Source organism: Stenotrophomonas rhizophila, assembly GCF_003651185.1.
Classification (GTDB): domain Bacteria; phylum Pseudomonadota; class Gammaproteobacteria; order Xanthomonadales; family Xanthomonadaceae; genus Stenotrophomonas; species Stenotrophomonas maltophilia_Z.
Map to the genome: position 1 here is coordinate 1,218,662 of NZ_RCDC01000004.1, position 26,746 is coordinate 1,245,407.

Annotated in this window: 26 protein-coding genes and 1 tRNA gene; 3 read left to right on the forward strand and 24 right to left on the reverse strand. The window is 65.4% G+C overall.

Translation table 11 applies throughout. The annotated features are described in order from the left end of the window. Positions 1-24: 24 nt before the first annotated feature. The 17 genes from BCL79_RS05500 to BCL79_RS05580 all read right to left on the reverse strand — a co-directional run bounded on the left by BCL79_RS05500 (position 25) and on the right by BCL79_RS05580 (position 16,643). Positions 25-1,533: an NADH-quinone oxidoreductase subunit M gene (locus BCL79_RS05500; RefSeq protein ID WP_121038403.1), complete on the reverse strand. Its 1,509-nt coding sequence runs from the start codon at positions 1,531-1,533 to the stop codon at positions 25-27. 23 nt (positions 1,534-1,556) lie between these two features. Then, complete coding sequence (nuoL, locus tag BCL79_RS05505; protein ID WP_121038406.1) at positions 1,557-3,797, reverse strand: NADH-quinone oxidoreductase subunit L; 2,241 nt, start codon at positions 3,795-3,797, stop codon at positions 1,557-1,559. Positions 3,798-3,804: 7 nt separating this feature from the next. After that, positions 3,805-4,110, reverse strand: a complete 306-nt coding sequence (nuoK, locus tag BCL79_RS05510) for an NADH-quinone oxidoreductase subunit NuoK (protein WP_019182685.1) — start codon at positions 4,108-4,110, stop codon at positions 3,805-3,807. Beyond that, complete coding sequence (locus tag BCL79_RS05515) at positions 4,107-4,763, reverse strand: NADH-quinone oxidoreductase subunit J (protein ID WP_121041162.1); 657 nt, start codon at positions 4,761-4,763, stop codon at positions 4,107-4,109. The genes nuoK and BCL79_RS05515 overlap by 4 nt, the downstream gene beginning before the upstream one ends. A gap of 9 nt (positions 4,764-4,772) precedes the next feature. Further along, entirely contained in the window at positions 4,773-5,261 is a 489-nt protein-coding gene (gene nuoI / locus BCL79_RS05520) for an NADH-quinone oxidoreductase subunit NuoI (protein WP_121038409.1), read from the reverse strand. Positions 5,262-5,264: 3 nt separating this feature from the next. After that, positions 5,265-6,356, reverse strand: a complete 1,092-nt coding sequence (gene nuoH, locus BCL79_RS05525; RefSeq protein WP_121038412.1) for an NADH-quinone oxidoreductase subunit NuoH — start codon at positions 6,354-6,356, stop codon at positions 5,265-5,267. After that, a complete protein-coding gene (gene nuoG / locus BCL79_RS05530; RefSeq protein ID WP_121038415.1) occupies positions 6,353-8,587 on the reverse strand; it encodes an NADH-quinone oxidoreductase subunit NuoG in 2,235 nt (744 codons plus the stop codon). Before nuoG ends, nuoH begins: the two co-directional genes overlap by 4 nt. Then, positions 8,584-9,924: an NADH-quinone oxidoreductase subunit NuoF gene (gene nuoF, locus BCL79_RS05535; protein ID WP_121038418.1), complete on the reverse strand. Its 1,341-nt coding sequence runs from the start codon at positions 9,922-9,924 to the stop codon at positions 8,584-8,586. The genes nuoG and nuoF overlap by 4 nt, the downstream gene beginning before the upstream one ends. 3 nt (positions 9,925-9,927) lie before the next feature. Then, positions 9,928-10,455, reverse strand: a complete 528-nt coding sequence (nuoE, locus tag BCL79_RS05540) for an NADH-quinone oxidoreductase subunit NuoE (RefSeq protein WP_121038421.1) — start codon at positions 10,453-10,455, stop codon at positions 9,928-9,930. A gap of 94 nt (positions 10,456-10,549) precedes the next feature. Then, on the reverse strand, positions 10,550-11,857 hold the full coding sequence (locus BCL79_RS05545; protein ID WP_121038424.1) for an NADH-quinone oxidoreductase subunit D: 1,308 nt from the start codon (positions 11,855-11,857) through the stop codon (positions 10,550-10,552). Then, positions 11,854-12,606: an NADH-quinone oxidoreductase subunit C gene (locus BCL79_RS05550; protein ID WP_121038427.1), complete on the reverse strand. Its 753-nt coding sequence runs from the start codon at positions 12,604-12,606 to the stop codon at positions 11,854-11,856. Before BCL79_RS05550 ends, BCL79_RS05545 begins: the two co-directional genes overlap by 4 nt. A gap of 32 nt (positions 12,607-12,638) precedes the next feature. After that, positions 12,639-13,193 (reverse strand): NuoB/complex I 20 kDa subunit family protein, encoded by a 555-nt coding sequence (locus BCL79_RS05555; RefSeq protein WP_019182677.1) that lies wholly within the window; start codon positions 13,191-13,193, stop codon positions 12,639-12,641. Continuing rightward, positions 13,184-13,540 carry an NADH-quinone oxidoreductase subunit A gene (locus BCL79_RS05560; protein ID WP_026069699.1) on the reverse strand — a complete coding sequence of 119 codons (357 nt, stop codon included), beginning with the start codon at positions 13,538-13,540 and terminating at the stop codon, positions 13,184-13,186. The genes BCL79_RS05555 and BCL79_RS05560 overlap by 10 nt, the downstream gene beginning before the upstream one ends. A 112-nt stretch (positions 13,541-13,652) precedes the next feature. Continuing rightward, a tRNA-Leu gene (locus BCL79_RS05565) sits at positions 13,653-13,737 on the reverse strand. A 49-nt stretch (positions 13,738-13,786) separates the two neighbouring features. Continuing rightward, positions 13,787-14,227 carry a preprotein translocase subunit SecG gene (gene secG, locus BCL79_RS05570; protein ID WP_121041164.1) on the reverse strand — a complete coding sequence of 147 codons (441 nt, stop codon included), beginning with the start codon at positions 14,225-14,227 and terminating at the stop codon, positions 13,787-13,789. 55 nt (positions 14,228-14,282) lie between these two features. Then, the gene (tpiA, locus tag BCL79_RS05575; RefSeq protein ID WP_121038430.1) at positions 14,283-15,038 is read right to left on the reverse strand and encodes a triose-phosphate isomerase; all 756 of its coding nucleotides are present in this window, start codon (positions 15,036-15,038) and stop codon (positions 14,283-14,285) included. A gap of 669 nt (positions 15,039-15,707) precedes the next feature. Then, entirely contained in the window at positions 15,708-16,643 is a 936-nt protein-coding gene (locus tag BCL79_RS05580) for an isopenicillin N synthase family dioxygenase (protein WP_121038433.1), read from the reverse strand. 397 nt (positions 16,644-17,040) lie between these two features. Here BCL79_RS05580 and BCL79_RS05585 point away from each other — a divergent pair, with 397 nt between their 5' ends. Further along, positions 17,041-18,192 carry a glycosyltransferase family 4 protein gene (locus tag BCL79_RS05585; RefSeq protein WP_121038436.1) on the forward strand — a complete coding sequence of 384 codons (1,152 nt, stop codon included), beginning with the start codon at positions 17,041-17,043 and terminating at the stop codon, positions 18,190-18,192. Next, complete coding sequence (locus tag BCL79_RS05590) at positions 18,179-19,033, forward strand: polysaccharide deacetylase family protein (RefSeq protein WP_121038438.1); 855 nt, start codon at positions 18,179-18,181, stop codon at positions 19,031-19,033. Before BCL79_RS05585 ends, BCL79_RS05590 begins: the two co-directional genes overlap by 14 nt. 72 nt (positions 19,034-19,105) lie before the next feature. On the opposite strand, the gene glmM is transcribed toward BCL79_RS05590, so the two are convergent. The 5 genes from glmM to trpB all read right to left on the reverse strand — a co-directional run bounded on the left by glmM (position 19,106) and on the right by trpB (position 24,216). After that, positions 19,106-20,458 (reverse strand): phosphoglucosamine mutase, encoded by a 1,353-nt coding sequence (glmM, locus tag BCL79_RS05595; RefSeq protein WP_121038441.1) that lies wholly within the window; start codon positions 20,456-20,458, stop codon positions 19,106-19,108. After that, on the reverse strand, positions 20,458-21,342 hold the full coding sequence (gene accD, locus BCL79_RS05600; RefSeq protein ID WP_019182669.1) for an acetyl-CoA carboxylase, carboxyltransferase subunit beta: 885 nt from the start codon (positions 21,340-21,342) through the stop codon (positions 20,458-20,460). The genes glmM and accD overlap by 1 nt, the downstream gene beginning before the upstream one ends. 138 nt (positions 21,343-21,480) lie before the next feature. Beyond that, positions 21,481-22,293: a tryptophan synthase subunit alpha gene (gene trpA / locus BCL79_RS05605; protein ID WP_121038444.1), complete on the reverse strand. Its 813-nt coding sequence runs from the start codon at positions 22,291-22,293 to the stop codon at positions 21,481-21,483. Position 22,294: 1 nt separating this feature from the next. Next, positions 22,295-22,993 (reverse strand): hypothetical protein, encoded by a 699-nt coding sequence (locus BCL79_RS05610; protein WP_121038447.1) that lies wholly within the window; start codon positions 22,991-22,993, stop codon positions 22,295-22,297. Continuing rightward, on the reverse strand, positions 22,990-24,216 hold the full coding sequence (gene trpB / locus BCL79_RS05615) for a tryptophan synthase subunit beta (RefSeq protein ID WP_121038450.1): 1,227 nt from the start codon (positions 24,214-24,216) through the stop codon (positions 22,990-22,992). Before trpB ends, BCL79_RS05610 begins: the two co-directional genes overlap by 4 nt. A 95-nt stretch (positions 24,217-24,311) precedes the next feature. Between trpB and BCL79_RS05620 the strand changes: the two genes are divergently transcribed. Continuing rightward, on the forward strand, positions 24,312-25,202 hold the full coding sequence (locus BCL79_RS05620; RefSeq protein WP_121038453.1) for a LysR family transcriptional regulator: 891 nt from the start codon (positions 24,312-24,314) through the stop codon (positions 25,200-25,202). A 75-nt stretch (positions 25,203-25,277) separates the two neighbouring features. On the opposite strand, the gene BCL79_RS05625 is transcribed toward BCL79_RS05620, so the two are convergent. After that, positions 25,278-25,934: a phosphoribosylanthranilate isomerase gene (locus BCL79_RS05625; RefSeq protein WP_088433287.1), complete on the reverse strand. Its 657-nt coding sequence runs from the start codon at positions 25,932-25,934 to the stop codon at positions 25,278-25,280. Next, positions 25,931-26,704, reverse strand: a complete 774-nt coding sequence (gene truA, locus BCL79_RS05630) for a tRNA pseudouridine(38-40) synthase TruA (RefSeq protein ID WP_121038456.1) — start codon at positions 26,702-26,704, stop codon at positions 25,931-25,933. Before truA ends, BCL79_RS05625 begins: the two co-directional genes overlap by 4 nt. Between the last annotated feature and the right edge of the window lie 42 nt (positions 26,705-26,746).

Below are 26,746 nucleotides of genomic sequence, written 5' to 3' on the forward strand. Positions count from 1 at the left end.
GAATCAATACTCTCGACGGCCCGATTACAGCAGCTTGCTGGATGCGATCTGCATCGCCAGCTTCGCGATCGAGGGCTCCATCAGGTCGGTCAGCGGCTTGGGGTACAGGCCCAGGGCAAGGGTGCCCACGGCGAATACACCCAACACCAGCCACTCGCGACCGTTGATGTCCTTCAGTTCGGCGACATGGGCATTGGCCACCTCACCGAAGAACACGCGCTTGTACAGCCACAGCGTATACGCCGCGGTGATCACCAGGGTGCTCGCCGCGCCGAGTGCCAGCCACGGATTGCGCTGGAAGCTGGCCATGATGATCATGAATTCACCGACGAAACCGCTGGTACCCGGCAGGCCCGCATTGGCCATGAAGAACAGCATGGCGAAGGTGGCGAACCAGGGCATCACGTTGACCACGCCGCCGTAATCGGCGATGCGGCGGCTGTGCATGCGGTCGTACAGCACACCCACGCAGGAGAACATCGCGCCGGACACGAAACCGTGCGAGACCATCTGCACCATCGCGCCCTGCAGGCCCAAGCGGGCTGCGTCCGGGTTGCCGGCGTCACGCACCAGCCACAGGGCGATGAAGGTGCCCAGGGTGACGAAGCCCATGTGCGCGATCGACGAATAGGCGATCAGCTTCTTCATGTCGTCCTGCACCAGGGCGACCAGGCCGACGTAGATCACCGCAATGAGCGACAGCGCGATCACCAGCCAGGCCCATTCATGCGAGGCGTCCGGCACGATCGGCAGGTTGAAGCGCAGGAAGCCGTAGCCACCGATCTTCAGGGCGATGGCGGCCAGGATCACCGAGCCGGCGGTCGGCGCTTCCACGTGGGCGTCCGGCAGCCAGGTGTGGACCGGGAACATCGGCACCTTGACCGCGAAGGCGATCAGGAAGGCGAAGAAGATCCAGGTCTGTTCCTTGCCCGACAGCTGCAGCTGGTACAGGTCGGCCAGCTGGAAGCTGCCGCCCTTCAGGTACAGGTAGATCAGGGCCACCAGCATCAGCACCGAGCCGAGGAAGGTGTACAGGAAGAACTTCAGCGCGGCATAGATGCGGCGCGGGCCGCCCCAGACACCGATGATCAGGAACATCGGGATCAGCATCGCTTCGAAGAACACGTAGAACAGCATCGCGTCCGTCGCCGAGAAGATACCGACGGTGACACCTTCCAGCATCAGGAAGGCGGCCACGTACTGGTTCACGCGCTTGTCGATCGCGCTCCAGGCACCGATCAGGGCCAACACCGAGACCAGCGTGGTCAGCAGGATCAGCGCGATCGCGATGCCGTCGACGCCGAGGTTGTAGCCGATGTCGTAGGCGGGAATCCAGGCGCGGGTCTCGACGAACTGCAGCGCGTCGATTCCCGTGTCATAGCCGCTGAGCAGCGACAGGCTGGCCACGAAGGTCAGCACCGCGACGCCCAGGGACGCCCACCGGGCGGTTTGGGCATCACGGATGGCAAGGATCAAGGCACCGCCGATGATCGGCAGCCAGATGAGAACACTAAGTAGGGGCCAGTTCGACACGTCTTCTTATTCCGTACAGGTCATCAACGCAGGTAATGCATCAGGACGCCCAGAAGGGCAATCAGGCCGATGATCATCGCGAAGGCGTAGTGATAGAGGAAACCGGATTGGGTGCGACGCAGCAGGTTGGCCGCCAGATCGATCAGGCGCGCCGAACCGTTGACCACCACACCATCGACCACATTCGTGTCGATCGCGCGCGAAACCTTGCCGAGCTTGATACCGCCGCCGGCGAAACCGCCGATCCAGAGCTTGTCGAAGCCGTACTTGTTCTCCAGCACCGACACGATCGGCGCGAAGGTCTTGCGGGCCTTGCCGGCCAGTTCCGGCTTCCACAGGTAGAACAGCGCCGCCAGCAGGAAGCCGACCACCGTCAGGATGAAGGCCGGGGCCATCATGCCGTGGATCGCGAAGGCCACCGGGCCGTGGAACTCTTCGGCCAGCGCACCGATGGTGTTGCGCGCCGGGTCGTAGAAATCAACGATGCCGGTGAAGAACGAATGCACCTGGCCCGGGATGGCGGCGTCGGCGTGGTCGCCGGCCCAGTCGGTGCCATACAGCATCGGACCGATGCTGAAGAAACCGATGACCATCGAGGGGATCGCCAGCAGGATCAGCGGCAGCGTCACCACCCACGGGGTTTCGTGCGGCTCATGCGCGCCATGGCCGTGGCCATGATCGTCATGATGCGCGTCGCCGTGGTGGGCGTCGGCGGCATGCGCGTCAGCGGCGTGGTGATCGTCATGGCCGTGACCGGCGTGCTTATCGTCATGGCCGTCGCCATGGGCATCATGCGCGTCGCCATGGGCATCATGCGCGTCGCGGAAGCGCTCCTTGCCATGGAAGGTCAGGAACAGCAGGCGGAAGCTGTAGAAGCTGGTCACGACCACGCCACCCAGCACCGCCCAGTACCCGTAGGTTGCCACCCAGCTCGAGGACACATGCGCGTGGTGCTGCGCGGCCTCGATGATGGTGTCCTTGGAGTAGAAGCCGGAGAAGAACGGGGTACCGACCAGGGCCAGCGTACCGATCCACATGGTGACGAAGGTGATCGGCATGTACTTGCGCAGGCCGCCCATCTTGCGCATGTCCTGCTCGTGGTGCATGGCGATGATCACCGAGCCCGCGCCGAGGAACAGCAGCGCCTTGAAGAAGGCGTGGGTCATCAGGTGGAACACGGCCGCCGAGTACGCCGACACACCCAGGGCGACGGTCATGTAACCCAGCTGGGACAGCGTGGAGTACGCGACGACGCGCTTGATGTCGTTCTGCACGATGCCGATCAGGCCGGTGAAGAACGCGGTGGTGGCGCCGATGAAGAGCACGAAGTTCAGCGCGGTCTGCGACAGCTCGAACAGCGGCGACATGCGGGTGACCATGAAGATGCCCGCGGTGACCATGGTCGCGGCATGGATCAGGGCCGAGATCGGGGTCGGGCCTTCCATCGAGTCCGGCAGCCAGACGTGCAGCGGCACCTGGGCCGACTTGCCCATCGCACCGATGAACAGGCAGATGCAGATCACGGTGGCGACCGACCAGATCACCGGCTCGCTCATCACCGGGATGGAGGTGCCGAACAGATCGATCGTGCCCGACCAGATCTGGATCAGCGCATCCGGGTGGCCCAGCACCTGGGCGTTGGCGAACACGGTGGCGTAATCCAGGGTGCCAAACACCCACAACACGCCGGCGATGCCGAGGATGAAGCCGAAGTCACCGACACGGTTGACCAGGAAGGCCTTCATGTTGGCGAAGATGGCGGTCGGGCGCTTGAACCAGAACCCGATCAGCAGGTACGACACCAGGCCCACCGCTTCCCAGCCGAAGAACAGCTGCAGGAAGTTGTTGCTCATTACCAGGGTGAGCATCGAGAAGGTGAACAGCGAGATGTAGCTGAAGAACCGCTGGTAGCCCGGGTCATCCTGCATGTAGCCGATGGTGTACACGTGCACCAGGAAGGATACGAAGGTCACCACGACCATCATCATCGCGGTGAGCTTGTCGACCATGAAGCCGACGTGCGCCGAGTACTGGCCCACGTCGAAGAACGTATAGAGGTTCTGGTTGAACGGCTGGGCGCCGCCCCACAGCAGCATGTACAGCACGTAGCTGGACAGCACGCAGCTGACCGCCACGCCGAGGATGGTGACCGCCTGCGCGCCAGCGCGACCGACCTGACGACCGAACAGGCCGGCGATGATGCTGCCGAACAGCGGTGCGAGCACCACTGCGATCAACAGACTCTTGGAGAGAGTGATTTCCATCTACGGATCAGCCCTTCAGCGAATCGACTTCGCCGACATTGATGGTGCGGCGAGTACGGAACAGGGTTACCAGGATCGCGAGGCCGATGGCGGCCTCGGCCGCGGCCACGGTCAGGATGAAGAAGACGAACAGCTGTCCGGCCGTATCACCCATCTCACGCGAGAACCCGACGAAATTGATGTTGACCGACAGCAGCATCAACTCGATGGACATCAACAGCACGATGATGTTCTTGCGGTTGAGGAAAATGCCGGCAAGGCTGATGCAGAACAGCACCGCACCCAGCGCCAGAATGTGGCCAAGCGTGATCATGGCTGCGCCTCCTCGTTGCTGGACGGCTTGATATTGGTGTGCACGACCGGCTTCTCCACATCCATCTTGACGATGCGCAGGCGATCGCTGCCCTTGACCATGGTCTGCTCGGACGGGTTCTGGGTCTTCAGGCCGGTGCGGCGACGCAGGGTCAGCATGACGGCGGCAACCACGGCCACGGTCAGGATGACGGCAGCGAACTCGAACGGCAGCAGGTACTCGGTGAACAGGCTGCGGGCCAGCCAGGTGATGTTGGAGGTGTCAGCCGCCAGCGCGGCAGCGTTGTCGGCCGGGAACGGATTGACCGCCCTGCCCTTCACGCCGATCAGCACCAGCATCTGCACGAGCATCGTCACCGCCACCACCAGGCCGAGCGGCAGGTAACGTACCCAGCCCTCACGCAGGTTGGAGGGATCGATGTCCAGCATCATCACCACGAACAGGAACAGCACCATGACCGCGCCGACGTAGACCAGCACCAGCGCGACACCGAGGAACTCGGCCCCGACCAGGATCCAGATGCAGGCCACGGAGAAGAAGGTCAGGATCAGGCACAACACGGCGTAGACCGGATTGCGCACGCTGATCACCGCCGCAGCGGAAATGCCCGCCACGATGGAGAAGACCCAGAAACTGATATTTACCCAATCCATCATTCGACCTCAGCGGAAAGCGGCATCGGCGGCGCGACGCTCGGCGATCTCGGCTTCAAGCCGATCACCGATGGCCAGCAGCTGCGGCTTGGTAACGATGTTCTCGCCACGGTTCTCGAAGTGGTACTCGAGAATGTGGGTCTCGACGATCGAGTCCACCGGGCAGCTTTCTTCACAGAAGCCGCAGAAGATGCACTTGAACAGATCGATGTCGTAACGGGTGGTACGGCGGGTGCCGTCCTCGCGCTTGGCCGAATCGATGGTGATCGCCAGCGCCGGGCACACCGCTTCGCACAGTTTGCATGCGATGCAGCGTTCCTCACCGTTGGGATAGCGGCGAAGTGCATGCAGACCGCGGAAACGCGGCGACTGCGGGAACTTCTCCATCGGGTACATCATCGTGTACTTCGGCTTGAAGGCGTACTTCAGGGTCAGCCACAGACCACCGAGCAGCTCAAGGAGCAGCAGGCTTTTGAAGTAATGGGTAATTCGGTTCATCGCTTAGACGCCCTTCTGGATCACGCCGTAAAACACCATCAACGCCGTCACTGCAATCCAGAAGATGGTGAGCGGGATGAAGACCTTCCAGCCCAGACGCATGATCTGGTCGTAACGGAAGCGCGGGAAGCTGGCACGGAACCAGATGTAGGAGCTGGCGAAGAAGAAGACCTTCAGCAGCAGCCACGGCCAGCCGCCCTTCCAGATCCAGTCGATCCACGGCGAGATGTCTGCCGTGATCCAGCCCTGGAGCGGGCTCAGCCAACCACCGAGGAAGAAGATCGAGATCAGGAAGCTGATCAGGATCATGTTGGCGTATTCGGCCAGGAAGAACAGCGCGAATGCACCACCGGAGTATTCGACCATGTGGCCGGCCACGATTTCCGATTCACCTTCCACGACGTCGAACGGCGCGCGGTTGGTTTCGGCGACGCCGGACACCCAGTACACGATGAACAACGGGAACAGCGGCAGCAGGAACCAGTCGAACAGACCGGAGTTGCCCGCCTGCGCCATCACGATGCTGCTCAGGTTGAGGCTGCCCGAGGCGATCATCACGCCGACCAGGGCAAAGCCCATCGCGATTTCGTAGCTGATCATCTGCGCCGAGGCGCGCATGGCACCCAGGAACGCGTACTTCGAGTTGGAGGCCCAACCGGCCAGGATGATGCCGTACACGCCCAGCGAGGTCATTGCCAACAGGTACAGCAGACCGGCGTTGGCGTTGGACAGCACGATCTGTGCGTCGAAGGGAATCACCGACCAGGCCGCGAAGGCCGGGCCCAGCGTGATCAGCGGCGCAAGGATGAACATCGCCTTGTGCGAGCTGCTCGGCTGGATGATCTCCTTGAACAGCAGTTTGAAGACGTCGGCGAAGGCCTGGAAGATGCCCATGCCGACATACATCGGGCCATGACGCACGTGCATCCAGCCGATCAGCTTGCGCTCCCAGACCACGTAGAAGGCCACCGAGATGATCACCGGCATGGCGATCACCAGGATCTTCAGGATGATCCAGAGCAGCGCGCCGATGTCGCCCAGTGACAGCAGCCACTGGTGCAGCGGGTCAACTGCGTTCAACAGCAATTCGTTCATGCAGCCACCACCGTTACGCGTGCGGCACCCAGCGGTGCGGTTGCACCGTGGCCCGATTCAATCCAGACCGACCCGGCCGCAACGCGGGCGTCGACCACCACCGGCAGGGTGGCGCGGCCGGCATCGGTGCCGACCTTGGCCATCTGGCCTTCCACCAACTGCAGGCGGGCAGCGTCGTCGGCGTTGAGCACGATGCGCGGGGCGGTGTTGAGCGGATGCGACTGCAGTGCCTGGGCGCGACGGACCACCGCATCGGTGCGGTAGATCGCGGCGGTCGAGGTCACTTCCAGGCCCTCGCCTGCCACCGGCATTGCCGCCGAGGACGAGACGGTGACGCTGACCGGCGCCAGGCTGGCGCGCAGGCCGGCCAGATCGGTGAACTCGAAACCGGCCAGCGACATCTCGCCGCCCAGTGCACGCAGCACACGCCAGCCTTCACGCGCCTCGCCCGGCAGCTTGCCGCCGGCACGGGCCGACTGCTCGCGACCATCGAGGTTGGTCAGGGTGGCATCCACTTCCGGCAGCGCGCCGATCGGCAGGATCACGTCGGCGATGTCGCGGGTCGAGGCACAGGCGAACTGGCTGAAGGCCACCACCTGGGCACCGGCCAGTGCCTTGCGGGCAGCGGCGGCGTCAGCGAAGTCCAGGCCCGGCTCGATGCCGTAGATCGCATAGGCCTTGCGCGGCTGGGCCAGCATGGCGTTGACGTCCTTGCCGGCCGGCAGCACGCCGGCGCGGGTCAGACCCACGGCATTGGCGCCCTGCGGGATGCGGCACAGCTTGGCACCGGTCGCGGCGGCGAAATCACGCGCAGCGGCGCGGATCGCGGCGGCCTGCGGGTGGTTTTCGGCGATGCCACCGACGATCAGCACGGCGTTGCTCGCGCCCTTCACGGCATCGCGCAGCGCGGCGTTGCCCAGTGCGTCGATGAAGGCCGACGGGGCGACGATCTGCTTGCTGGCCAGCTTGAAGGCGAAATCGAAGTCCACCGGGTTGACGGCGTGGATCTTCGCGTTGCGCGTGGTCTGCGCCTTGCGCAGGCGGGCATGCAGCAGCGGCAGCTCGTGGCGGATGTTGCTGCCGAGCACGACGATGCTGTCCGCGCCTTCGATCTCGGCCAGCGGCAGGCCGAAGACTTCGGCGGTGGCGGCGTCGGAGAAATCGCGGTTGTTGATGCGGTGATCGATGTTCGTGGTGCCCAGGCCGGCGGCGAGACGGGCCAGCAGTGCACCCTCCTCGTTCGAGGCCGACGGGTGCACCAGCACGCCGAGGTCGTCACCCTGGTGGGCGGCGAAGATCTCCTTGGCCGCGGCCAGGCCTTCGGCCCAGCTCACTTCCTTCCACTCGCCATTGACCTTGCGCAGCGGCTTGACCGCACGGTCTTCGCTGTACAGGCCCTGGTGCGAATAGCGGTCCCGATCGGACAGCCAGCATTCGTTGACCGACTCGTTGTCGCGCGGCACCACGCGCAGTACTTCGCCGCGGCGCACGTGCAGGAACAGGTTCGAGCCCATCGCGTCGTGGTAGCCCAGCGATTCGCGCGCGGTCAGTTCCCACGGCCGGGCGCGGAACTGGAACACCTTGTTGGTCAGCGCACCGACCGGGCAGACGTCGACCACGTTGCCGGACAGCTCGGTGGTCAGCGGCTTGCCGTCGTAGGTGCCGATCTGCAGGTTCTCACCGCGGTACATGCCACCCAGCTCGTAAGTACCGGCAACGTCGGCCGTGAAGCGGACGCAGCGGGTGCACTGGATGCAGCGGGTCATTTCGGTGGCGACCAGCGGACCGATGTCCTCGTCGGGCACCACGCGCTTGCGCTCGTTGAAGCGGCTGACCGAACGGCCATAGCCCAGCGAAACGTCCTGCAGCTCGCACTCGCCGCCCTGATCGCAGATCGGGCAGTCCAGCGGATGGTTGATCAGCAGGAATTCCATCACCGAGCGCTGGAACTTCAGCGCCTTTTCACTGCGGGTGGCGACCTTCATGCCATCCATGACGGGCGTGGCGCAGGCCGGCGCCGGCTTGGGCGACTTTTCCACGTCGACCAGGCACATGCGGCAGTTGGCGGCGATCGGCAGCTTCTCGTGGTAGCAGAAGCGCGGGATCGGAATACCCGCCTTGTCGGCGGCCTGGATGATCATCGAGCCCTTGGGCACGACCAGGGACTGGCCGTCGATTTCGACGGTCACATGATCCGGTGGCACGCTCGGGTTTACGGGTTGCGCGCTCATGCGGCGGCTGCCTCCACCTTCTTGCCGTCAACCATCGAATGACCGTTGACGATGTAGTACTCGAATTCGTCCCAGAACTGGCGCAGGAAGCCCTGGATGGGCCATGCCGCCGCTTCACCGAACGCGCAGATGGTATGACCTTCAATCTGGCCGGCCACCGTCTTCAACTGATGCAGGTCTTCCATCGTGGCCTTGCCGGCAACGATGCGCTCCAGCACGCGGTGCATCCAGCCGGTGCCTTCACGGCACGGGGTGCACTGCCCGCAGGATTCCTTGTGGAAGAACTGCGAGATGCGGCAGGCGAACTTGACGCAGCAGACGCTGTCATCCAGCACCACGATGGCGCCCGACCCCAGACCGGTGCCCAGGGCACGCAGGGTGTCGTAGTCCATCTGCAGGCCCTTGAGCTCTTCGGCCTTCAGCACCGGCATCGAAACGCCGCCCGGGACCGCACCCTTGAGCGTGCGGCCCGGCTTCAGACCACCGGCCATTTCCAGCAGGTCGTCGAAGGTGGTGCCCAGCGGCACTTCGAAGTTGCCACCCTTCTGCACGCAACCGGAGACCGAGAAGATCTTCGGACCGCCGTTCTTGGTCAGGCTCAGGCCTGCGAACCATTCCGGGCCGTTGCGGATGATCGCCGGCACCGAGGCATAGGTCTCGGTGTTGTTGATCGTCGACGGCTTGCCGTACAGGCCGAAGTTGGCCGGGAACGGCGGCTTGTAACGCGGCTGGCCCTTCTTGCCTTCCAGCGATTCCATCAGCGCGGTTTCTTCGCCGCAGATGTAGGCGCCGGCACCCAGCGCACCGTAGATGTCGATGTCCACGCCGCTGCCGAGGATGTCCTTGCCCAGCCAGCCGTTCGCGTATGCGTCGGCCAGGGCCTGCTCGAAGTTCTCGAACGGCTCGTGGTGGAACTCACCACGCAGGTAGTTGTAGCCCACGGTCGAGCCGGTGGCGTAGCAGGCGATCGCCATGCCTTCCACGACCGAATGCGGGTTGTAACGCAGGATGTCGCGGTCCTTGCAGGTCCCCGGCTCGGATTCATCCGAGTTGCACAGGATGTACTTCTGCATGGTGCCCTTGGGCATGAAGGACCACTTCAGGCCGGTCGGGAAGCCCGCGCCGCCACGGCCGCGCAGGTTGGACTGCTTGACCATCTCGATGACCTGCTCCGGCGAGATCTTCTCTTCGAGGATCTTGCGCAGGGCAGCGTAGCCGCCGGTCTTGAGGTAGCTTTCATACGACCACGGAGTGTCGTAATGCAGGGTGGTGTAGACCACCTGGTGCGGCAACGGTTTGGGACCGACCGGACCACTGGGTGCGTGATGATGTGCCATGTCTTACTCCAACCCGTCCAGCAGCTCGTCGACTTTCTCGACGGTCAGGCGCTCGTGGTAATGGCCATTGATGACCATCATCGGCGCACCGGCGCAACCGGCCAGGCATTCTTCTTCGCGCTTGAGGTAGATGCGGCCATCGGCGGTGGACTGACCGGTCTTGCAGCCGAGCTTCTTCTCGGCGTGCGCGACCAGGTCTTCGGCACCGTTCAACCAGCAGCTGATGTTGGTGCAGAAGGCGACGTTGTGGCGGCCGACCTTCTCCAGTTCGAACATCGAGTAGAAGCTGGCGACCTCGTAGGCCCACACCGGCGGCAGATCCAGGTACTTGGCGACGCCGGCGATCAGCTCGTCGGTCAGCCAGCCCGCATTCTGTTCCTGTGCGGCGTGCAGGCCCTGCAGGACAGCCGAGCGCTTGCGATCCGGCGGGAACTTGGCCAGCCAGTGATCGATGTGCGCACGGGTCTTGTCATTCAAGACCACCATCGGGTCGACGTCACGCGCCGCCTCGAAATTACCTGTCGCCTTCATCGGCCGACCTCAGCGAATACGAAATCGTTAAAAACCAGAGCCTGCAGCGCCGGCAGCAGCCGGCGGGTGTCAGGCGTCGTGCAAGCGGATGCGATCACCGGTCCACCTCGCCGAACACCAGATCGTAGGTGCCGATCATGGCCACCACGTCGGCGAGCATGTGCCCGCGCACGATCGAGTCGATCGAGGACAGATGGGCGAAGCCCGGCGCGCGCAGATGCACGCGGAACGGCTTGTTGGCACCATCGGACATCAGGTAGCAGCCGAACTCGCCCTTGGGCGCTTCGACGGCGGCGTAGGTTTCGCCGGCCGGGACGCAGTAGCCTTCACTGAACAGCTTGAAGTGATGGATCAGCGCTTCCATGTCGTCCTTCATGTCTTCGCGGCTGGGCGGCGCGACCTTGAAGTTCTTGACCATGACCGGACCCGGGTTGGCCTTCAGCCAGGTCACGCACTGCTTGATGATGCGGTTGGATTCGCGCATCTCGGCCACGCGGCACAGGTAACGGTCGTAGCAGTCACCTTCCTTGCCGAGCGGGATGTCGAACTCGACCGCGTCGTACTTGGCATACGGCTGCTTCTTGCGCAGATCCCAGGCAATGCCCGAGCCGCGCAGCATCACGCCGGTCATGCCCCAGGCATGGGCCAGTTCCGGGGTGACCACGCCGATGCCGACCGTACGCTGCTTCCAGATACGGTTGTCGGTCAGCAGGGTTTCGTATTCGTCGACGCGCTTGGGGAATTCAACGGTGAAGTTCTCCAGGAAATCCAGCAGCGAACCTTCGCGCGAGGCGTTGAGGTTCTTCAGGGCCTTGCCCTTGTGCCAGCGCGATTCCTTGTACTTGGGCATGTGGTCCGGCAGGTCGCGGTAGACGCCGCCCGGACGGTAATACGCCGCATGCATGCGCGCGCCGGAGACCGCTTCATAGCAGTCCATCAGCTCTTCGCGCTCGCGGAAGGCGTACAGCATGACCGCCATCGCGCCCAGATCGAGCGCGTTGGACCCCAGCCACATCAGGTGATTCAGGATGCGGGTGATTTCGTCGAACATGGTGCGGATGTACTGGGCACGCTCGGGCGCCTCGATCCCCATCAGGGTTTCGATCGCGCGCACATAGGCGTGCTCGTTGCACATCATCGACACGTAATCCAGGCGATCCATGTAGCCGATCGACTGGTTGAACGGCTTGGACTCGGCCAGCTTTTCGGTACCACGGTGCAGCAGGCCCACGTGGGGGTCGGCACGCATGATGGTTTCGCCGTCCATTTCCAGGATCAGGCGCAGCACACCGTGCGCGGCCGGATGCTGCGGACCGAAGTTCATCGTGTAGTTGCGGATCTCCTGCCGGAGTTCGGCCGGATTGCTCGCAAAGGCCTGGCTGGCCTGGTGGAATTCACTCACTTGCTTGCCTCCGTCTGCGCGCTTTCGCCGGCAGCGGTCTGGAAACGGGCGTCGTCACGGATGACACGCGGCACGCCGACGCGCGGCTCGACCGAGGTCACCGGCTCGTAGATCACGCGCTGCTTCTCTTCGTCGTAGCGCACTTCGACGTTGCCGATCAGCGGGAAATCCTTGCGGAACGGGTGCCCGACGAAACCGTAGTCGGTCAGGATCCGGCGCAGGTCCGGGTGACCTTCGAAGATCACGCCGAACAGATCGAACGCTTCACGCTCGAACCAGTTCAGGCCTGGCCAGATGTTGGTCAATGACGCGACCACCGGCAGCTCCTCGTTCGGCGCAAAGCAACGGATGCGCATCGTGAGGTTGTGCTGGTAGGAACGCAGCTGGGTAACCACGGCAAAACGCTGCAGCGGGATCGGCTGCGGCTGGGCGCCATCGCTGGTTTCGCGGGTGGGGAATTCACCCCAGGCGAAACGACCGACGGACTTGCCCTCCACGCCACGGCTGAAGCCCTGGGACGACACATCGGCCGTATCCCATTCGTCGCTGCCATAGCCGAGGTAGTCCAGGCCGCACAGGTCAACCGCCTGCTCGAAACCGAATTCGTCGCGCAGCGCCAGAGCGGTGGCATGCCAGTCAGCGGCGGGCACTTCCAGCGTCACTTCGCCGCGGGGTTCGACCACGAAGACCTGCGCACCTGCGAAACGTGCGGAAAGTCGGTCGATGAAGGAATGTGCTTGCTCTGCCATGGGGGCTTGGCGTGCTCTTGTCAGGAGGGATGTCAGCGGGCGATGGTCTGCGTACGCCAGATCTTCTTCTGCAACTGCAGGATCCCGTACACCAGCGCTTCGGCGGTAGGTGGGCAGCCGGGGACATAGATGTCCACCGGCACCACGCGGTCACAGCCACGCACTACTGCATAGGAGTAGTGGTAGTAGCCGCCACCGTTGGCGCAGCTGCCCATCGAGATGACCCACTTCGGGTCCGGCATCTGGTCATAGACCTTGCGCAGGGCCGGAGCCATCTTGTTGACCAGGGTGCCGGCCACGATCATCACGTCGGACTGACGCGGCGACGGGCGGAACACCACACCGTAACGGTCAAGATCCAGACGCGCCGCACCGGCGTGCATCATTTCCACTGCGCAGCAGGCCAGACCAAAGGTCATCGGCCACATCGAACCGGTACGCGCCCAATTCAACAGCGCATCGACGCTGGTGGTCACGTAGCCCTTTTCGAGCAGGGGGTTGTCGCCTTCGGGGCGCAGGATGTCATCGACCCGCCCTTCCGGGACCGGGTTGTTCATCAGGCCGTCGAGCGTCTGAATTACTCCCATTCCAGCGCTCCCTTCTTCCAGACGTAAATGAAACCGAGGAAAAGCATGCCTACGAAGAGGCCCATCGTGACCAGCGAACGTGCGCCCAGCTCCATGAAGACCTGGGTCCACGGCACGATGAAGATGATTTCCAGATCAAATACGATGAACTGAATCGCGATCAGGTAGTAGCGCACATCGAACTTCATGCGCGCGTCCTCGAAAGCCTCGAAGCCGCATTCGTACGGCGAGAGCTTTTTAAGATCAGGACGTCGGGGACCGAGGAATCGGCCAACCAGCATCAGCGCAACGCCGATACCGGTGGCAACGATCAGAAACAGCAGAGACGGCAAATATTCGGCCAGCACAGCGATTCTCTCTTGCCTCTGCCGCTGCGCCTGCAGGCGCTTTGGCATGGGGGAGTGGACGGATACCGCTACCTGGCGCTTTGCGCGCCAGACGAACCCGCTTACAAACAAATGGTGCCCAAGAGGGGACTCGAACCCCTACGACTCTCGTCGCTACCACCTCAAGGTAGTGCGTCTACCAATTCCGCCACCTGGGCTTACGATCGCACCGGCTGTTCTCCAGTGCGCCGCATATTGTAACCGTCTTCAGCGAGTCTGGGTGCCTTCCGAAGGCTTTTCTTCACCAGATTTTGGCGTTTCCGCCTGAGCCGGCACAGTGGCCGACGGAACAGGCTGCTGCGACGGGGTTTCCGGGGCCTTCGGCACGACCGGAAGCTCGCCTGCCGGCGCGACTGGCGCACTGGCGGCCGGCGCCGACATCAGACCCAGATCCTGCTGCGCCGCCGGGCGCGAGCCATGGCTGGCGTACCAGGCCATGAAGAGGCTGATGCCGAAGAACACCACGGCCAGCCACTTGGTCGACTTGGACAGGAAGTTGGACGCGCCACGCGCGCCGAACACAGTGCCCGAGGCGCCGGCACCGAAACCCGACCCTGCGGCCGCGCCGGAACCACGCTGCATCAGGATGAGCGCGATCATGGCCACTGCGACCAGCACGTAGACCACATTGAGGATCAACATCAGCATTTCGAATCCGTCCTCGGACATGTCGTGCCGGCGGTTGGGCCGACAACGTAACTAATTAGCGCCCCGCCGCCGCGGCAGCGATGGCAAGGAAGTCCGCGGCCACCAAGGAGGCGCCGCCCACCAGCCCACCATCGACATCGGGCTGTGCGAACAGTTCCGCGGCGTTGTCGGGCTTCACGCTGCCGCCATAGAGGATCGACAGTGAATCCGCAATTCTAGCATCGAGCTTGGCCACTTCGCCACGGATGAACGCGTGGACCTGCTGGGCCTGCTCCTTGGAGGCGGTCCGGCCGGTACCGATGGCCCAGACCGGCTCATAGGCGACTACAGCCTGGGCGAAGCCGGCGGCGCCGACCAGTTCCAGCACCGGGGCGAGCTGGGCGGCGATGACCGCCTCGGTCTGATGGGCCTCGCGCTGTTCGAGGGTTTCGCCCACGCACAGGATGGGGGTCAGGCCGGCATGCAGGGCGGCGGCGAACTTGCGCGCGACCAGCTCACTGCTTTCGGCATGGTACTGGCGGCGTTCGGAGTGGCCGACCAGGCCATAGCGGGCACCGACTTCAGCCAACATGGTGGCCGAGACTTCGCCGGTGTAGGCGCCCTTTTCGTTGCTGCTGACATCCTGGGAGCCAAAGGCGACGGCGCGCCCTTCGAAGGCTTCGACCAGTTCGCCCAGGTATGGGAGCGGCGGCAGGACCACGACTTCGACGCCCTGCAGTGGGAGGTCGGCAACCAGGTCACTGACCAGGTCGGTGGCGAATTGGCGGCTGCCGTGCAGCTTCCAGTTACCGGCGACGATCTTGCGGCGCATGGCGGGGGCTCCTTTGGGTATCAGCCGGCCATGATAACGGATGCAACGAAATGGCGTTGGCGAGAAAACGCTTACATTTCAATTGGATATTTATTTTTCGTTGCGGCCCCAAGTCAAAAGCAAGGGCGACGGGGCCGGTGGACGTGCCCGGACTGGGCGGGCGTGGGTGGGTTGGCGGGACACGCCGTAAACCCCGCTCCGCGGCCCGGCCCAGCCGCTGGCGGCTGTGCGTTCGAACGCATGCGAGGCAGTGCCTCGCAAGCAATGCGCTCTCACCCATGGGGGCTCGAGATGCGCCTTCCATGGCGCATAACGGTCCCGCCAACCCACCCACGCCCACCCTCTGACAGTGTGTCGGCTTGCATGGGACGGCTAAGACGCGGTGGGTCGGCGTTGAATCTGCCCTGCTCTCCGGCGAGGCAATCTGTCGGGGCGAGCGCTGCCATGCCCAGCCGGGACCGTCGGGCGCCATGGATGGCGCACGTCGAGCCCCCATGGACGGGTTTACGGCGCGTCCCGGCTGGGCATGGCAGCGCTCGCCCAACACGGGGCAGCGAATAGCCAAATGCAACCAGGGCAGCAATGTTTGGAGCCAGCCAGAGGCAGGCAATACACGAAACGAAGAAGGCCGCCTTTCGGCGGCCTTCGTTCTTGCTCCGGTAGGATCGCTTACTTCAGCTTGATCTCGCGCAGGCGCTCTTCCAGGAAGCCGTGGGCGGTGATCGGCTCCGGGTAGCGGCTCGGGTTTTCCGGGGTGATGCAGGTCGGCAGCACGTCGATCAGGAAATCCGGGTTCGGGTGCAGGAAGAACGGCACCGAATAACGCGGCTGGCGCGCCTGCTCGCCCGGGGGATTGACCACGCGGTGGATCGTCGAGGGATACACATGGTTGGTCAGGCGCTGCAGCATGTCGCCGATGTTGACCACGATGGTGTCCGCGTCCGAGGTGAACGGCACCCACTTGCCCTCGTGCGACTGCACTTCCAGGCCGGCGGCGCTGGCGCCGACCAGCAGCGTGATGAAGTTGATGTCGCCATGGGCACCGGCGCGCACGTTCGGGATGTTCTCCGCGGTGATCGGCGGGTAGTGGATCGGACGCAGGATCGAGTTGCCGTTGTTGGTCTTGTCGGCGAAGAAATCCTCCGGCAGGCCAATGTGCAGGGCCAGCGCCGACAGGACGCGCGAACCCAGCTTGTCCAGCGCCTGGTAGATGGCGTAGCCGCGTTCACGGAAGTCCGGGACCTCGCTCGGCCACAGGTTCGGGGCCATCACGTCACGGTACTTGGAGTCGTCCGGGATCTCACGACCGATGTGCCAGAACTCCTTCAGATCGAAGTGCTGCGAACCCTTGGCGGTCTCCACGCCGAAGGCGGTGTAGCCGCGCGCGCCGCCGCTGCCGGGCACGTGGTACTGGCGCTTGGTCTCTTCCGGCAACGCGAAGAAGGCCTTGAAGACCTCATACGCGGCGTCGATGTCGGCCTGCGGAATGCCGTGGTTGCGGATGCCAGCAAAGCCCCATTCGCGGTAGGCCGCACCCAGCTCGGCCACGAACGCGTCGCGGTCGGTGTCAAAACGGGTGATATCGAGGGTGGGGATCTGGCTCACAGCGATTCCTGCTTGTTCATGGTGGTCGGTGGGCCAGCTGTGGCCCGGCTGAACATTGTGCCAGAACGGGCCAACCCCGCCACCGATACATTGATACAAACCGATACAATGCGCGCGCCCAGACGGCCAGAACGGGCTAACGGCGACGCTCACGCGCCGCCCCCCTTTACTCCCAGCGTCGCCCGGTCCGCCTCATGGATGCCCTGCCCTCCCCTCATCGCCGACGGCGTTGCGCTGGCTCACGCCGGCAGGGCCCAGCGTGTGGCCAATGGACCCGCATGACCCTCCACCCATGGCACCGCACAGCGCATGGGATGCGCTGGCGCGATCCCGCAGGCAATGACGATGGCCGCCCGCGCATGCCACGGGCGCTTTTCCACACATGGACTGTCCACCGATGAACGTGCCACTGAAAATTCTCCATACCGAGGCTGCCAAGGGATTTGGCGGGCAGGAGATCTACATCTATCGCCACATGCTGGCCATGCGCGAGCGCGGCCATGACGTCTCCCTGCTCTGCCAGCCCGGCGCCCGCCTGGGCGAGATGGCGCGCGAAGCCGGCTTCACCGTCCACGCGCTGAAAATGGGCGGCCTGCTGCGCATGCTGCGGGGGATCTGGTCAGTCTCGCGCCTGGTGCGCCGCCAAGGCTACGACGTGGTCAACACCACCAGCCGCCGCGACAGCCTGATCGCCGCTGCCGGCGCACGCCTGGGCGGCACGCCACTGGTGGTGCGCTCGCGCCACCTGATGAGTCCGATCAACTCGCTGCTGACCTACACCGGCCTGCCCCACCGGGTGATGACGGTGAGCAGTTTCGTGAAGAAGCTGATGGTCAGCCGCGGCATCGAGGACGCGCACGTCGGCATCGTCCCGCCGATCGCAGTACCGCCGCAGTGGTCGCAGATCGCCAAGCGCGACCCGTGGCAGTGCCTGCAGGACACCCGCGCGGACGTGCGCGCGGAGCTGGGCTTCAACGACGAACAGATCGTGGTCGGCTGCGTCGCGGTGCTGCGCGAGCCCAAGGGCCACCTGGAACTGCTGCAGGCCATGGCGCCGCTGTGCCGCGCCGATGCGCGCGTGCAGCTGGTGATCGTCGGCGACGGCCAGCCGGTGATGGACCGCCTGATCGCCCTGCGCGAGCAGCTCGGCATCGCCGCCCAGGTGCACTTGCTGGGCTACCGCCAGGGCGCTTGCCGGCTGATGACCGGTTTCGATATCTTCGCTCTCGCTACCCACAAGGAGGCAGCCGGCACGGTGTTTCTCGAAGCTGCGTACGTCGGCGTGCCGATCGTCGCCACGCGCGTGGGCGGCGTGCCGGAGATGGTGGTGGAAGGCAGCAACGCCCTGCTCGCACCGCTGGGCGATCAGGCTGCGTTGACCAACGCACTGCGCACCCTGATCGAGCAGCCCGACCGCCGCCAGCAGATGGGCCTGGCGGGCTGGGAGTGGATGCGCAGCGCCCACCGTTTCACCCCGACCGGTCACACTGAAGCGACCGAACACTATTACCACCAGTGGTTGAAGGAACTGGGCCATGGCCAACGCTAGATCCGTCCCGGTGCTGATGCACCACCATGTCTCCCCCTCTCCGGGGATGATCACGGTGTCGCCGGAGAACTTCGAAAGCCAGATCGCCTGGCTGGCGGCCAACGGCTGGACCTCGCTGACGCTGGACCAGTACGCAGGCTTCCTCGCTGGCAAGCCGACCCCCGCCAAGTCGATCGTGATCACCTTCGATGACGGCTACCTGGACAACTGGGTGTACGCGCACCCGATCCTGGCCAAGTACGGCATGCACGCGGTCGTGTTCGTGGTCACCGGCTGGATGGGCGAAGGCGATGTCCGCCCGCATGCCGGCCAGGCCGGCGCCACCCTGCCCGCAACGCCGGACCATCGCGGCTGCGAGGCGGCGATCCTGCGCGAGAACCGCCCGGACGAGGTGATGATGCGCTGGAGCGAAGCGCGCGCGATGATCGCCGCCGGCACGTTCGAGGTGCACTGCCATACCCACACGCACACGCGCTGGCTCAAGCAGGATATCTCCCGCGAGCACAAGCGCCAAGGCATCAGCGGCGACCTCTCGGTGGCACGCGAAGTGCTGCAGCAGCAGCTGGGAACGGTCTCGGACACGCTGTGCTGGCCGTACGGCGATTTCGACGAGGACTACGTGCAGATCGCACGGGCGCAGGGCTTCAACTACCTGCATACCACGCATCCGTTCGGCCGCAACGTGGTCGGCGGCGATCCGGGGCACATCTATCGGTTCGCGATCCGCAACCGGCCGGCGAGCTGGCTGCGCAAGCGCATCGCCTACAGTTACCACCCGTTGATCGCACCCCTGTTCAATCGCTTCAAGGCGAAGAAGAAGAAGATGGTGGCGGGGCCGTAACGCACCACGCCGCTGCAACGAAAACGCCCCGGTCTCCCGGGGCGTTTTCAGTTTCCGGCATCCCTGCCCGGCTCAGGCCGCGGCAGCTGCCTTCACCGCTGCCGAGAGGCTGTCCAGCGTGGACTGCATCAGCTCGGCGCTGTCGGCCTCGACGGTGACGCGCACCACCGGCTCGGTGCCCGAGGGGCGCAGGAACGCACGCCCACGCCCTTTCACTGCCTGCTGCGCAGCCGCCAGCGCGGCCTGCACGCTCTCGGCCTGCACGGTCGCCTTGGCCGCGCCCTGCAGACGCACGTTGACGGTCTTCTGCGGCACCTTGTTGAGCACCGACAGCGCCTGGCGCAGCGAGGTCCCGTCACGGCGCAGCACTTCCAGCACCTGCAGCGCGCTGACGATCGCATCACCGGTGGTGGCGCGATCCAGGCACAACAGGTGACCGGAGGCTTCGCCGCCGAGCACGCCATTGTTTTCCACCAGGGCCTGATGCACGTAGCGGTCGCCGACGTTGCTGCGCTGGAACGGGATGTTCAGCCGTTCCAGTGCCTGCTCCAGGCCGAAGTTGGTCATCAGCGTACCGACCACCGGACCATGCAGGCGCCCACTGCGCTGCCAGGCCTGGGCCAGCACGAACAGCAGATCATCGCCATCGACCGGATTGCCCTGGTCATCGGCCATCAGCACGCGGTCGCCGTCGCCGTCGAAGGCGATACCGAAATCGGCCCCAACCTCACGCACTTTCGCAGCGAGATTGTCGATGTGCATCGAGCCGACGCCATCGTTGATGTTCAGGCCGTTGGGCGCATCGCCGATGCTGATCACCTCCGCGCCCATCTCGCGGAACAGCAGCGGGGCGACGTGGTACGTAGCACCGTGCGCGCAGTCGAGCACGATCTTCAGCCCGCGCAGATCGAACCCGCGCGGCACGCTGGCCTTGCAGAATTCGATATAGCGGCCAACCGCATCGCGGGCACGCATGGCCTTGCCCAGCCGCTCGGACTCGACCGTGGTGAACGGCGCATCGAGCGCGGCTTCCAGCGCCAGCTCGGTGGCGTCATCGAGCTTCTCGCCATCGGCGGAGAAGAACTTGATGCCGTTGTCGTAGTGCGGGTTGTGCGAGGCGCTGATGACGATACCCGCATCCGCACCGAGGGTGCGGGTGAGGAAGGCTACCGCCGGCGTCGGCATCGGGCCGAGCAGCTGCACATCGGCGCCGGCGGCGACCAGCCCGGCTTCCAATGCGGCTTCGAACATGTAGCCGGAGATACGGGTGTCCTTGCCGATCACCACCACCGGGCGGTGCCCGTTGCGCTCGGTCAGCGCACGCCCGAGCGCATTGCCCAGGCGCAGCACGAAATCGGCGGAGATGACGCCCTCACCGACCTTGCCGCGGATGCCGTCGGTGCCGAAATACTTGCGCGACGCCATCAGGCCGCCGCATCCGGTGCGGGTGCGGGCTGACGCGCCAGCATGGCCAGGATCTCCGACAGGCGGTCACGCATCTCGCGGCGGTCGCAGATCTGATCGATCGCACCGTGCTCGAGCAGGAACTCCGAGCGCTGGAAGCCTTCCGGCAGCTTTTCGCGCACGGTCTGCTCGATCACGCGCGGGCCGGCGAAACCGATCAGTGCCTGCGGCTCGGCGATGTTGATATCACCCAGCATCGCGAACGAGGCCGACACGCCACCGGTGGTCGGATGGGTCAGCACCGAGATGTACGGCAGGCCGGCATCGCGCAGGCGACCCAGCGCGGCCGAGGTCTTGGCCATCTGCATCAGCGAGAACAGGCCTTCCTGCATGCGCGCGCCGCCACTGGCGGAGAAGCACACGTAGGGCGCGCCGATCTCCAGCGCCTTTTCCGCAGCCAGCGAGAAACGCTCACCGACCACCGAGCCCATCGAGCCGCCCATGAAGGCGAAATCGAAGGCCGAGGCAACCAGCGGGCGGCCCTTCATCAGGCCCTGCATGGCGATCAGTGCGTCGTACTCGCCGGTGTTCTTCTGCGAGGCCTTGATGCGCTCGCTGTACTTTTTCTGGTCCTTGAACTTGAGCAGGTCCGTCGGCCCCAGGCGCGCACCGATCTCGGTGGTGCTGTCCGCATCGAACAGCGCGGCCAGGCGCGCACGCGCGCGGATGGCCATGTGATGGCCACACTTGGGGCAGACTTCCAGGTTCTCTTCCAGCTCAGGACGGTAGAGCGCGCTGCCGCAGCTGCTGCACTTCTCCCACAGGCCCTCGGGGACGCTGCGCTTCTTGCTGGGAACGTTGTCGGTGCGGATGCCAGACGGCATCAACTTGCTGAGCCAACTCATGCGGGATGCTACTTCCGTTCAGGGCGGCCCGGGGGCCGCAAAGGCGGACAGTCTAGCTCACCGTTTCCATGCTCGGGCACCCCCCGGCGGTTGCCGGGGGGCTGACGTAAACCATTCTGGTACGTACGTTTACGTGCTTCAGGCGGCGTCGAGGGCACGTCGCAGCGGCGTGAGGAATGCCTGCGCGGTTGCTGCCGCAGCCGTGGCGTCGGGCGCCTCACCCAGTGCAGCCACCAGCGCACTGCCTACCACCACGCCATCGGCCTCCACGGCCATGGCCGCGGCACTGGCCGCATCCTTGATCCCGAAGCCGGCCACCACCGGCACGCTGGAGCGGCGGCGCAGGTCGCGCAGGCGGGCACTGGCCGCACTGCTGTCCAGGCGTTCGGACGCGCCGGTCACGCCGGCGAAGCTGACGTAATACAGGTAGCCCTGGGCCATCGCGGACAGCGTATCCAGGCGGGTATCGGCGGTCGTCGGCGAAGCCAGCAGGATCAGCGCCAGGCCGGCCGCGGTGAAGATCTCGCGGGTTTCTGCCGCTTCTTCCGGCGGCAGATCGACCAGCAGGATGCCGTCCACGCCGGCGGCGATGGCGGACTGCGCGAAGCGGGCCGTGCCGTGGATCTCGACCGGGTTGAGGTAGCCCATCAGCACCACCGGGGTAGTGGCGTCGTCCTTGCGGAACGCGGCGACGGTCTCCAGCACATAGCGCAACCCTGCCCCACGGGCCAGCGCACGCTCGGAGCTGCGCTGGATGGTCGGGCCGTCGGCCATCGGGTCGGAGAACGGCACCCCGAGCTCGATCACGTCCGCACCGGCGGCGGCCAGTGCATGCATCACCGGCACGGTAGCCTCCAGGCCTGGATCGCCGGCGGTGATGAAGGGGATCAGCGCCTTGCGGCGCTCATCGCGCAGGCGGGCAAAACAGGCATCGATACGGTCCACGGACATCTCAGGCACATCCTTCAATCAGTTCAACGGCGCCACTGGCGCCCCAGTACAGCTTCGATATCACCCCGTCGAAGATCTCCAGCCGGATCGCCAGATCCGAACCGGGGTCCTGCCAGGTCAGGTACTCGCCCGTTTCCGGGTCATAGGCATGCGGTGCGCGCGTACTGCCGGGCGGCAGACGCTTGAGCGCTTCATCCAGCGTCATGCCCAGGCGCAGCCCGAACGGCCCCGGCTGGGTGATGGCCTCGTAGGATTCCTCGATCGGGGCCAGCTCGAAGCGCTGCACGTGGTCATCCTCGACCATCATCGAGACGCCTTCGGGCAGGTTGCCACGCTCGTAGTACTCGCAGGCGCCGCTGGGCTCGCCTTCGCTCAGGCCGGCCGAATGCCACGGGCCATCGGCGGCGAGCTCGGTGAAGCGCTGCCCGATCACCACATCGCCGGCATGATCCAGCGCGACCGAGACTACCGACGGCGCAGCGTCATCCACAACGGGCGCATCGGCAGCCTTGGGCGGTTCCGGCGCGTCCTCGATCGGGCGGTTGGCAATGTCATCGTCATTGCTCGCCAGCTGCCGCGCCGGCGCCACCGCGCCCACAGGCGCGGCAGGGGCCGGCAACACCGGCGGATCCGGCGGCGCGCAGCCGGTCAGGCCGACCACCATCAGCAGCGCACTTCCCTGGCGCAGCAGCGGATTCACAGAACGAGACCCTCGCGGGCAGCGATGGTGTGCACGTCTTTGTCGCCACGGCCGGACAGGTTGCACAGCACCAGCTTGTCGCGCGGCAGATCGCGCGCGATCTTGATCGCCTGGGCCACCGCATGGCTGGATTCCAGCGCGGCCAGGATGCCTTCGCTGTGGGCCAACTGGTGGAACGCAGCCAGCGCTTCGTCATCGGTGATACCGACATACTCGGCGCGGCCGGCATCGGCCAGGAACGCATGCTCCGGGCCGACGCCCGGATAATCCAGGCCGGCCGAGACCGAATGGGTTTCGGTGATCTGGCCGTCATCGTCGCAGATCACATAGGTGCGGTTGCCGTGCAGCACACCCGGGCGACCGGCCGCGATGGAGGCAGCATGGCGCCCGGTCTCGATGCCGTCGCCAGCGGCTTCGGCGCCGACGATGCGCACGTCGCGGTCGTTGAGGAAGGCATGGAACAGGCCGATTGCGTTGCTGCCACCACCGACGCAGGCGGTGATCGCATCGGGCAGGCGGCCGTAGTCGGTCAGCATCTGCGCGCGCGCTTCACGGCCGACGATCGCGTTGAAGTCACGCACCATGCGCGGGTACGGGTCCGGGCCGGCGACGGTGCCGATGATGTAGAAGGTGTCGCGCACGTTGGTGACCCAGTCGCGCATCGCTTCGTTGAGTGCATCCTTGAGCGTGGCCGAGCCGGAGGTGACCGGCACCACCGTCGCCCCGAGCAGCTTCATGCGGTAGACGTTGATCTTCTGCCGTTCGATGTCGGTGGCACCCATGTACACCACGCATTCCAGGCCCAGCCGGGCGGCCACGGTGGCACTGGCCACGCCGTGCTGGCCGGCGCCGGTCTCGGCGATGATGCGCGTCTTGCCCATCCGCGCGGCGAGCAACGCCTGGCCGATGGTGTTGTTGATCTTGTGCGCGCCGGTGTGGTTCAGGTCCTCGCGCTTGAGCAGGATCTGCGCGCCGCCGACCTGCTGGCTGAGGCGCTCGGCGTGATAGATCGGGCTGGGACGGCCCACATAGTGGGTCAGGTCCTTGTCGTAGGCGGCGATGAAGGCCGGATCGCGACGCGCTTGGTCATAGGCGGCCGCCAGCTCCTGCAACGGTCCGATCAGGGTCTCGGCGACGAAACTCCCGCCATAGCGGCCGAAATGGCCGTTGGCATCGGGGTAGGCGTGGAAATCGACGATGGGGGAGACGGGGGAAGCAGACATAGCGCGACAGCCGGTGGAGACAGGCTGCCAATTTAACGCACCTGTCATGACAGGAATATCGATAATATCTGCCACGACCTGTCAGGAAAACTCACATGACCGACGGACCGTTGCCCCCGCTCAATGCCCTGCGCAGCTTTGAAGCGGCCGCGCGGCTGGGCGGGGTTGGCCGTGCCGCCGAGGCACTGCATGTCACCCATGGCGCGATCAGCCGCCAACTGCGCCTGCTGGAGGAACACCTCGGCGTCGTGTTGTTCCAGCGCGAAGGGCGTGGGCTGCGCCTGACCCGCGCCGGCGAGGATCTGCAGGCCGCCTGCGAAGGTGCCTTCGAGCAGATCCGCGAGGCGGTGGTGGCGCTCAAGCGCCAGCAGCGGCCCGAAGCGCTGGTGCTCGGCTGCAGCGGCAGCATCCTGGCGCGCTGGATGATTCCCCGCCTGCAGGCGCTGCAGACCGCCCTGCCCCAGCTGCCGCTGCATTGGTCCGCCCAGGACGGGAGCTTCACCGCCGGGCAGCAGGGCCTGGATGCGGTCCTGCTGCTCGCCCAGCCGCCGTGGCCACGCGGTTGGCAGGTGCGCGAACTGGCGCCCGAGCGGGTGGGCGTGGTGGTGAGTCCGCAGCACCCGGCCGCGGCGCGGCTGGCGCATCAGCCGCCCGCCTCCTTGTTGGGCGAATCGCTGTTGCATACGACCTCACGCCCGCAGGCGTGGCCGGCCTGGGCCCTGTCGCATGGGCTGGAGCCGGCACAGCTGCAGCTGGGCAGTGGCTTCGAGCATCTGTATTACCTGCTGGAAGCGGCGGTCGCCGGACTGGGCGTGGCGATCGCGCCAGAACCGCTCGTGGCCGATGAGCTGGCCGCCGGCCGGCTGCTGGCACCCTGGGGATTCGGCGCGACCGGGGGGTTTTGGGCGCTGGCCACGCCGGAGGGGGCGGCGGATCCGCGGGTGGATGCGCTGGCCGGGTGGCTGCAGGAGCAGCTGAAGGGGTGAGTGCGCGGGTGTATCAGGCTGCCGGCCAACGGCCGGCACTACCGGGTGCTGGGTGCCAGGCCCAGGGTGGGCGGATCAATCCGCTTCGTGGCAATCGGCGCGGCGCACTTCTTCGACGAACTTGCGCATCTTGTAGCCGTCCTTGATGCCCGGTTCGGATTCGATGCCACTGGACACATCCACACCCCACGGCAGCGTGGCCACGATCGCGTCGAACACGTTGTCCGGGGTGATCCCGCCGGCCAGCAGGAAGGGCCGGTGCAGGCCGGTCGGCAGGCGGGTCCAGTCGAAGGCCACGCCCGTGCCACCGCCGCCACCGGGGGCGTGGCTGTCGAACAGGAAGCCGGCCGCGCTGGGGTAGCGCAACTGCAGCTGGCGGGCGTTGACCTCGTCCTTGCCCCCCATCGCCACGGCCTTCAGGTACGGCATGTTGAAGCTGCGGCAGAACGATTCGTCTTCGTCGCCGTGGAACTGCAGCAGGGTCGGCCGCACAGTGCGCAGCACTTCGCGCACCTCTTCCTTGGTGTTGTCGCGGAACAGGGCCACCACGTCCACCATCGGTGCGATCGCCTGGCGCATGGCGCGCGCCTCGGCCGGGGCGACCCGGCGCTTGCTCTCGCGGGCGAAGATGAAGCCGACGGCGTCCACGCCGAGCTCGCCGGCCAGGCGCACATCGCCGGCACGGGTCATGCCGCAGAACTTGATACGGGTGCGGTAGAAGGAGCGGCTCATAAGGTGACCTCGGCAGGCAGCTGCCAGTTGTCGGGGTACAGGGGACCAACGAAGACCAATCCCTGCGGCGGAGCGGTCGGGCCGGCCACGGTGCGGTCGCGCCCGGCCAGCAGTTGCCCCATCCACGCGACCGGCTGCTCACCACAACCGACCAGGATCAATGAACCGACGATATTGCGCACCATGTGATGAAGGAATGCATTGGCCTGAACGGCGACCTCCACGACCTCGCCCTGACGGGTCACCGAGAGCGACTGCATGTGCCGGCGCGCGTGCAGGGCCTCGCACTGCACGCTGCGGAAGGCGCTGAAGTCGTTCTCACCCAACAGGGCCTGCCCGGCCGCGTGCATCAGCTCGGCATCCAGCGGCCGGCGCTCCCAGCTCAGGGTCTGCCGATAGAGTGCCGGGCGGACCTGGCGGTTGAGCAGACGGTAGCGGTAGCGGCGCGCGCGCGCGGCGAAGCGCGCATGGAACTCGTCGGCCACCGGTACGCACCAGCGCACAGCGATGGAGCGCGGCAGGCGCGTGGTGGTGCCCAGCATCCAGCTGCGCGGATCACGCACGACATCGGTATCGAAATGCACGACCTGGCATTCACCGTGAACCCCGGCATCGGTACGCCCCGCACACACGACCTGGATCGGCGCATTGGCCACCGAGGACAGCGCATCCTGCAGGCTGGCCTGCACGCTTGGGCAGCCGCTCTCACCGAGCTGCTGCCAGCCTTTGAATTCGCTGCCGTCGTATTCCACGCCCAGTGCGTAGCGCATGGTGAACCTCAATGGTTTGGGGGGGCCGGCGCAGGCGCCGGG

Excerpts from the sequence above, each read along its gene's own strand:
- BCL79_RS05555 (WP_019182677.1), bottom strand. The coding sequence starts at position 13,193 with ATGGGAGTAATTCAGACGCTCGACGGCCTGATGAACAACCCGGTCCCG.
- BCL79_RS05620 (WP_121038453.1), top strand. The coding sequence starts at position 24,312 with ATGACCGACGGACCGTTGCCCCCGCTCAATGCCCTGCGCAGCTTTGAA.
- nuoF (WP_121038418.1), bottom strand. The coding sequence starts at position 9,924 with ATGGCACATCATCACGCACCCAGTGGTCCGGTCGGTCCCAAACCGTTG.
- BCL79_RS05585 (WP_121038436.1), top strand. The coding sequence starts at position 17,041 with ATGAACGTGCCACTGAAAATTCTCCATACCGAGGCTGCCAAGGGATTT.
- tpiA (WP_121038430.1), bottom strand. The coding sequence starts at position 15,038 with ATGCGCCGCAAGATCGTCGCCGGTAACTGGAAGCTGCACGGCAGCCGC.
- nuoH (WP_121038412.1), bottom strand. The coding sequence starts at position 6,356 with ATGAACGAATTGCTGTTGAACGCAGTTGACCCGCTGCACCAGTGGCTG.
- BCL79_RS05625 (WP_088433287.1), bottom strand. The coding sequence starts at position 25,934 with ATGAGCCGCTCCTTCTACCGCACCCGTATCAAGTTCTGCGGCATGACC.
- nuoK (WP_019182685.1), bottom strand. The coding sequence starts at position 4,110 with ATGATCACGCTTGGCCACATTCTGGCGCTGGGTGCGGTGCTGTTCTGC.
- BCL79_RS05515 (WP_121041162.1), bottom strand. The coding sequence starts at position 4,763 with ATGGATTGGGTAAATATCAGTTTCTGGGTCTTCTCCATCGTGGCGGGC.
- BCL79_RS05550 (WP_121038427.1), bottom strand. The coding sequence starts at position 12,606 with ATGGCAGAGCAAGCACATTCCTTCATCGACCGACTTTCCGCACGTTTC.
- nuoL (WP_121038406.1), bottom strand. The coding sequence starts at position 3,797 with ATGGAAATCACTCTCTCCAAGAGTCTGTTGATCGCAGTGGTGCTCGCA.
- nuoI (WP_121038409.1), bottom strand. The coding sequence starts at position 5,261 with ATGAACCGAATTACCCATTACTTCAAAAGCCTGCTGCTCCTTGAGCTG.
- glmM (WP_121038441.1), bottom strand. The coding sequence starts at position 20,458 with ATGGCGTCGCGCAAGTATTTCGGCACCGACGGCATCCGCGGCAAGGTC.
- trpB (WP_121038450.1), bottom strand. The coding sequence starts at position 24,216 with ATGTCTGCTTCCCCCGTCTCCCCCATCGTCGATTTCCACGCCTACCCC.
- BCL79_RS05590 (WP_121038438.1), top strand. The coding sequence starts at position 18,179 with ATGGCCAACGCTAGATCCGTCCCGGTGCTGATGCACCACCATGTCTCC.
- nuoG (WP_121038415.1), bottom strand. The coding sequence starts at position 8,587 with ATGAGCGCGCAACCCGTAAACCCGAGCGTGCCACCGGATCATGTGACC.
- truA (WP_121038456.1), bottom strand. The coding sequence starts at position 26,704 with ATGCGCTACGCACTGGGCGTGGAATACGACGGCAGCGAATTCAAAGGC.
- accD (WP_019182669.1), bottom strand. The coding sequence starts at position 21,342 with ATGAGTTGGCTCAGCAAGTTGATGCCGTCTGGCATCCGCACCGACAAC.
- trpA (WP_121038444.1), bottom strand. The coding sequence starts at position 22,293 with ATGTCCGTGGACCGTATCGATGCCTGTTTTGCCCGCCTGCGCGATGAG.
- secG (WP_121041164.1), bottom strand. The coding sequence starts at position 14,227 with ATGCTGATGTTGATCCTCAATGTGGTCTACGTGCTGGTCGCAGTGGCC.
- nuoE (WP_121038421.1), bottom strand. The coding sequence starts at position 10,455 with ATGAAGGCGACAGGTAATTTCGAGGCGGCGCGTGACGTCGACCCGATG.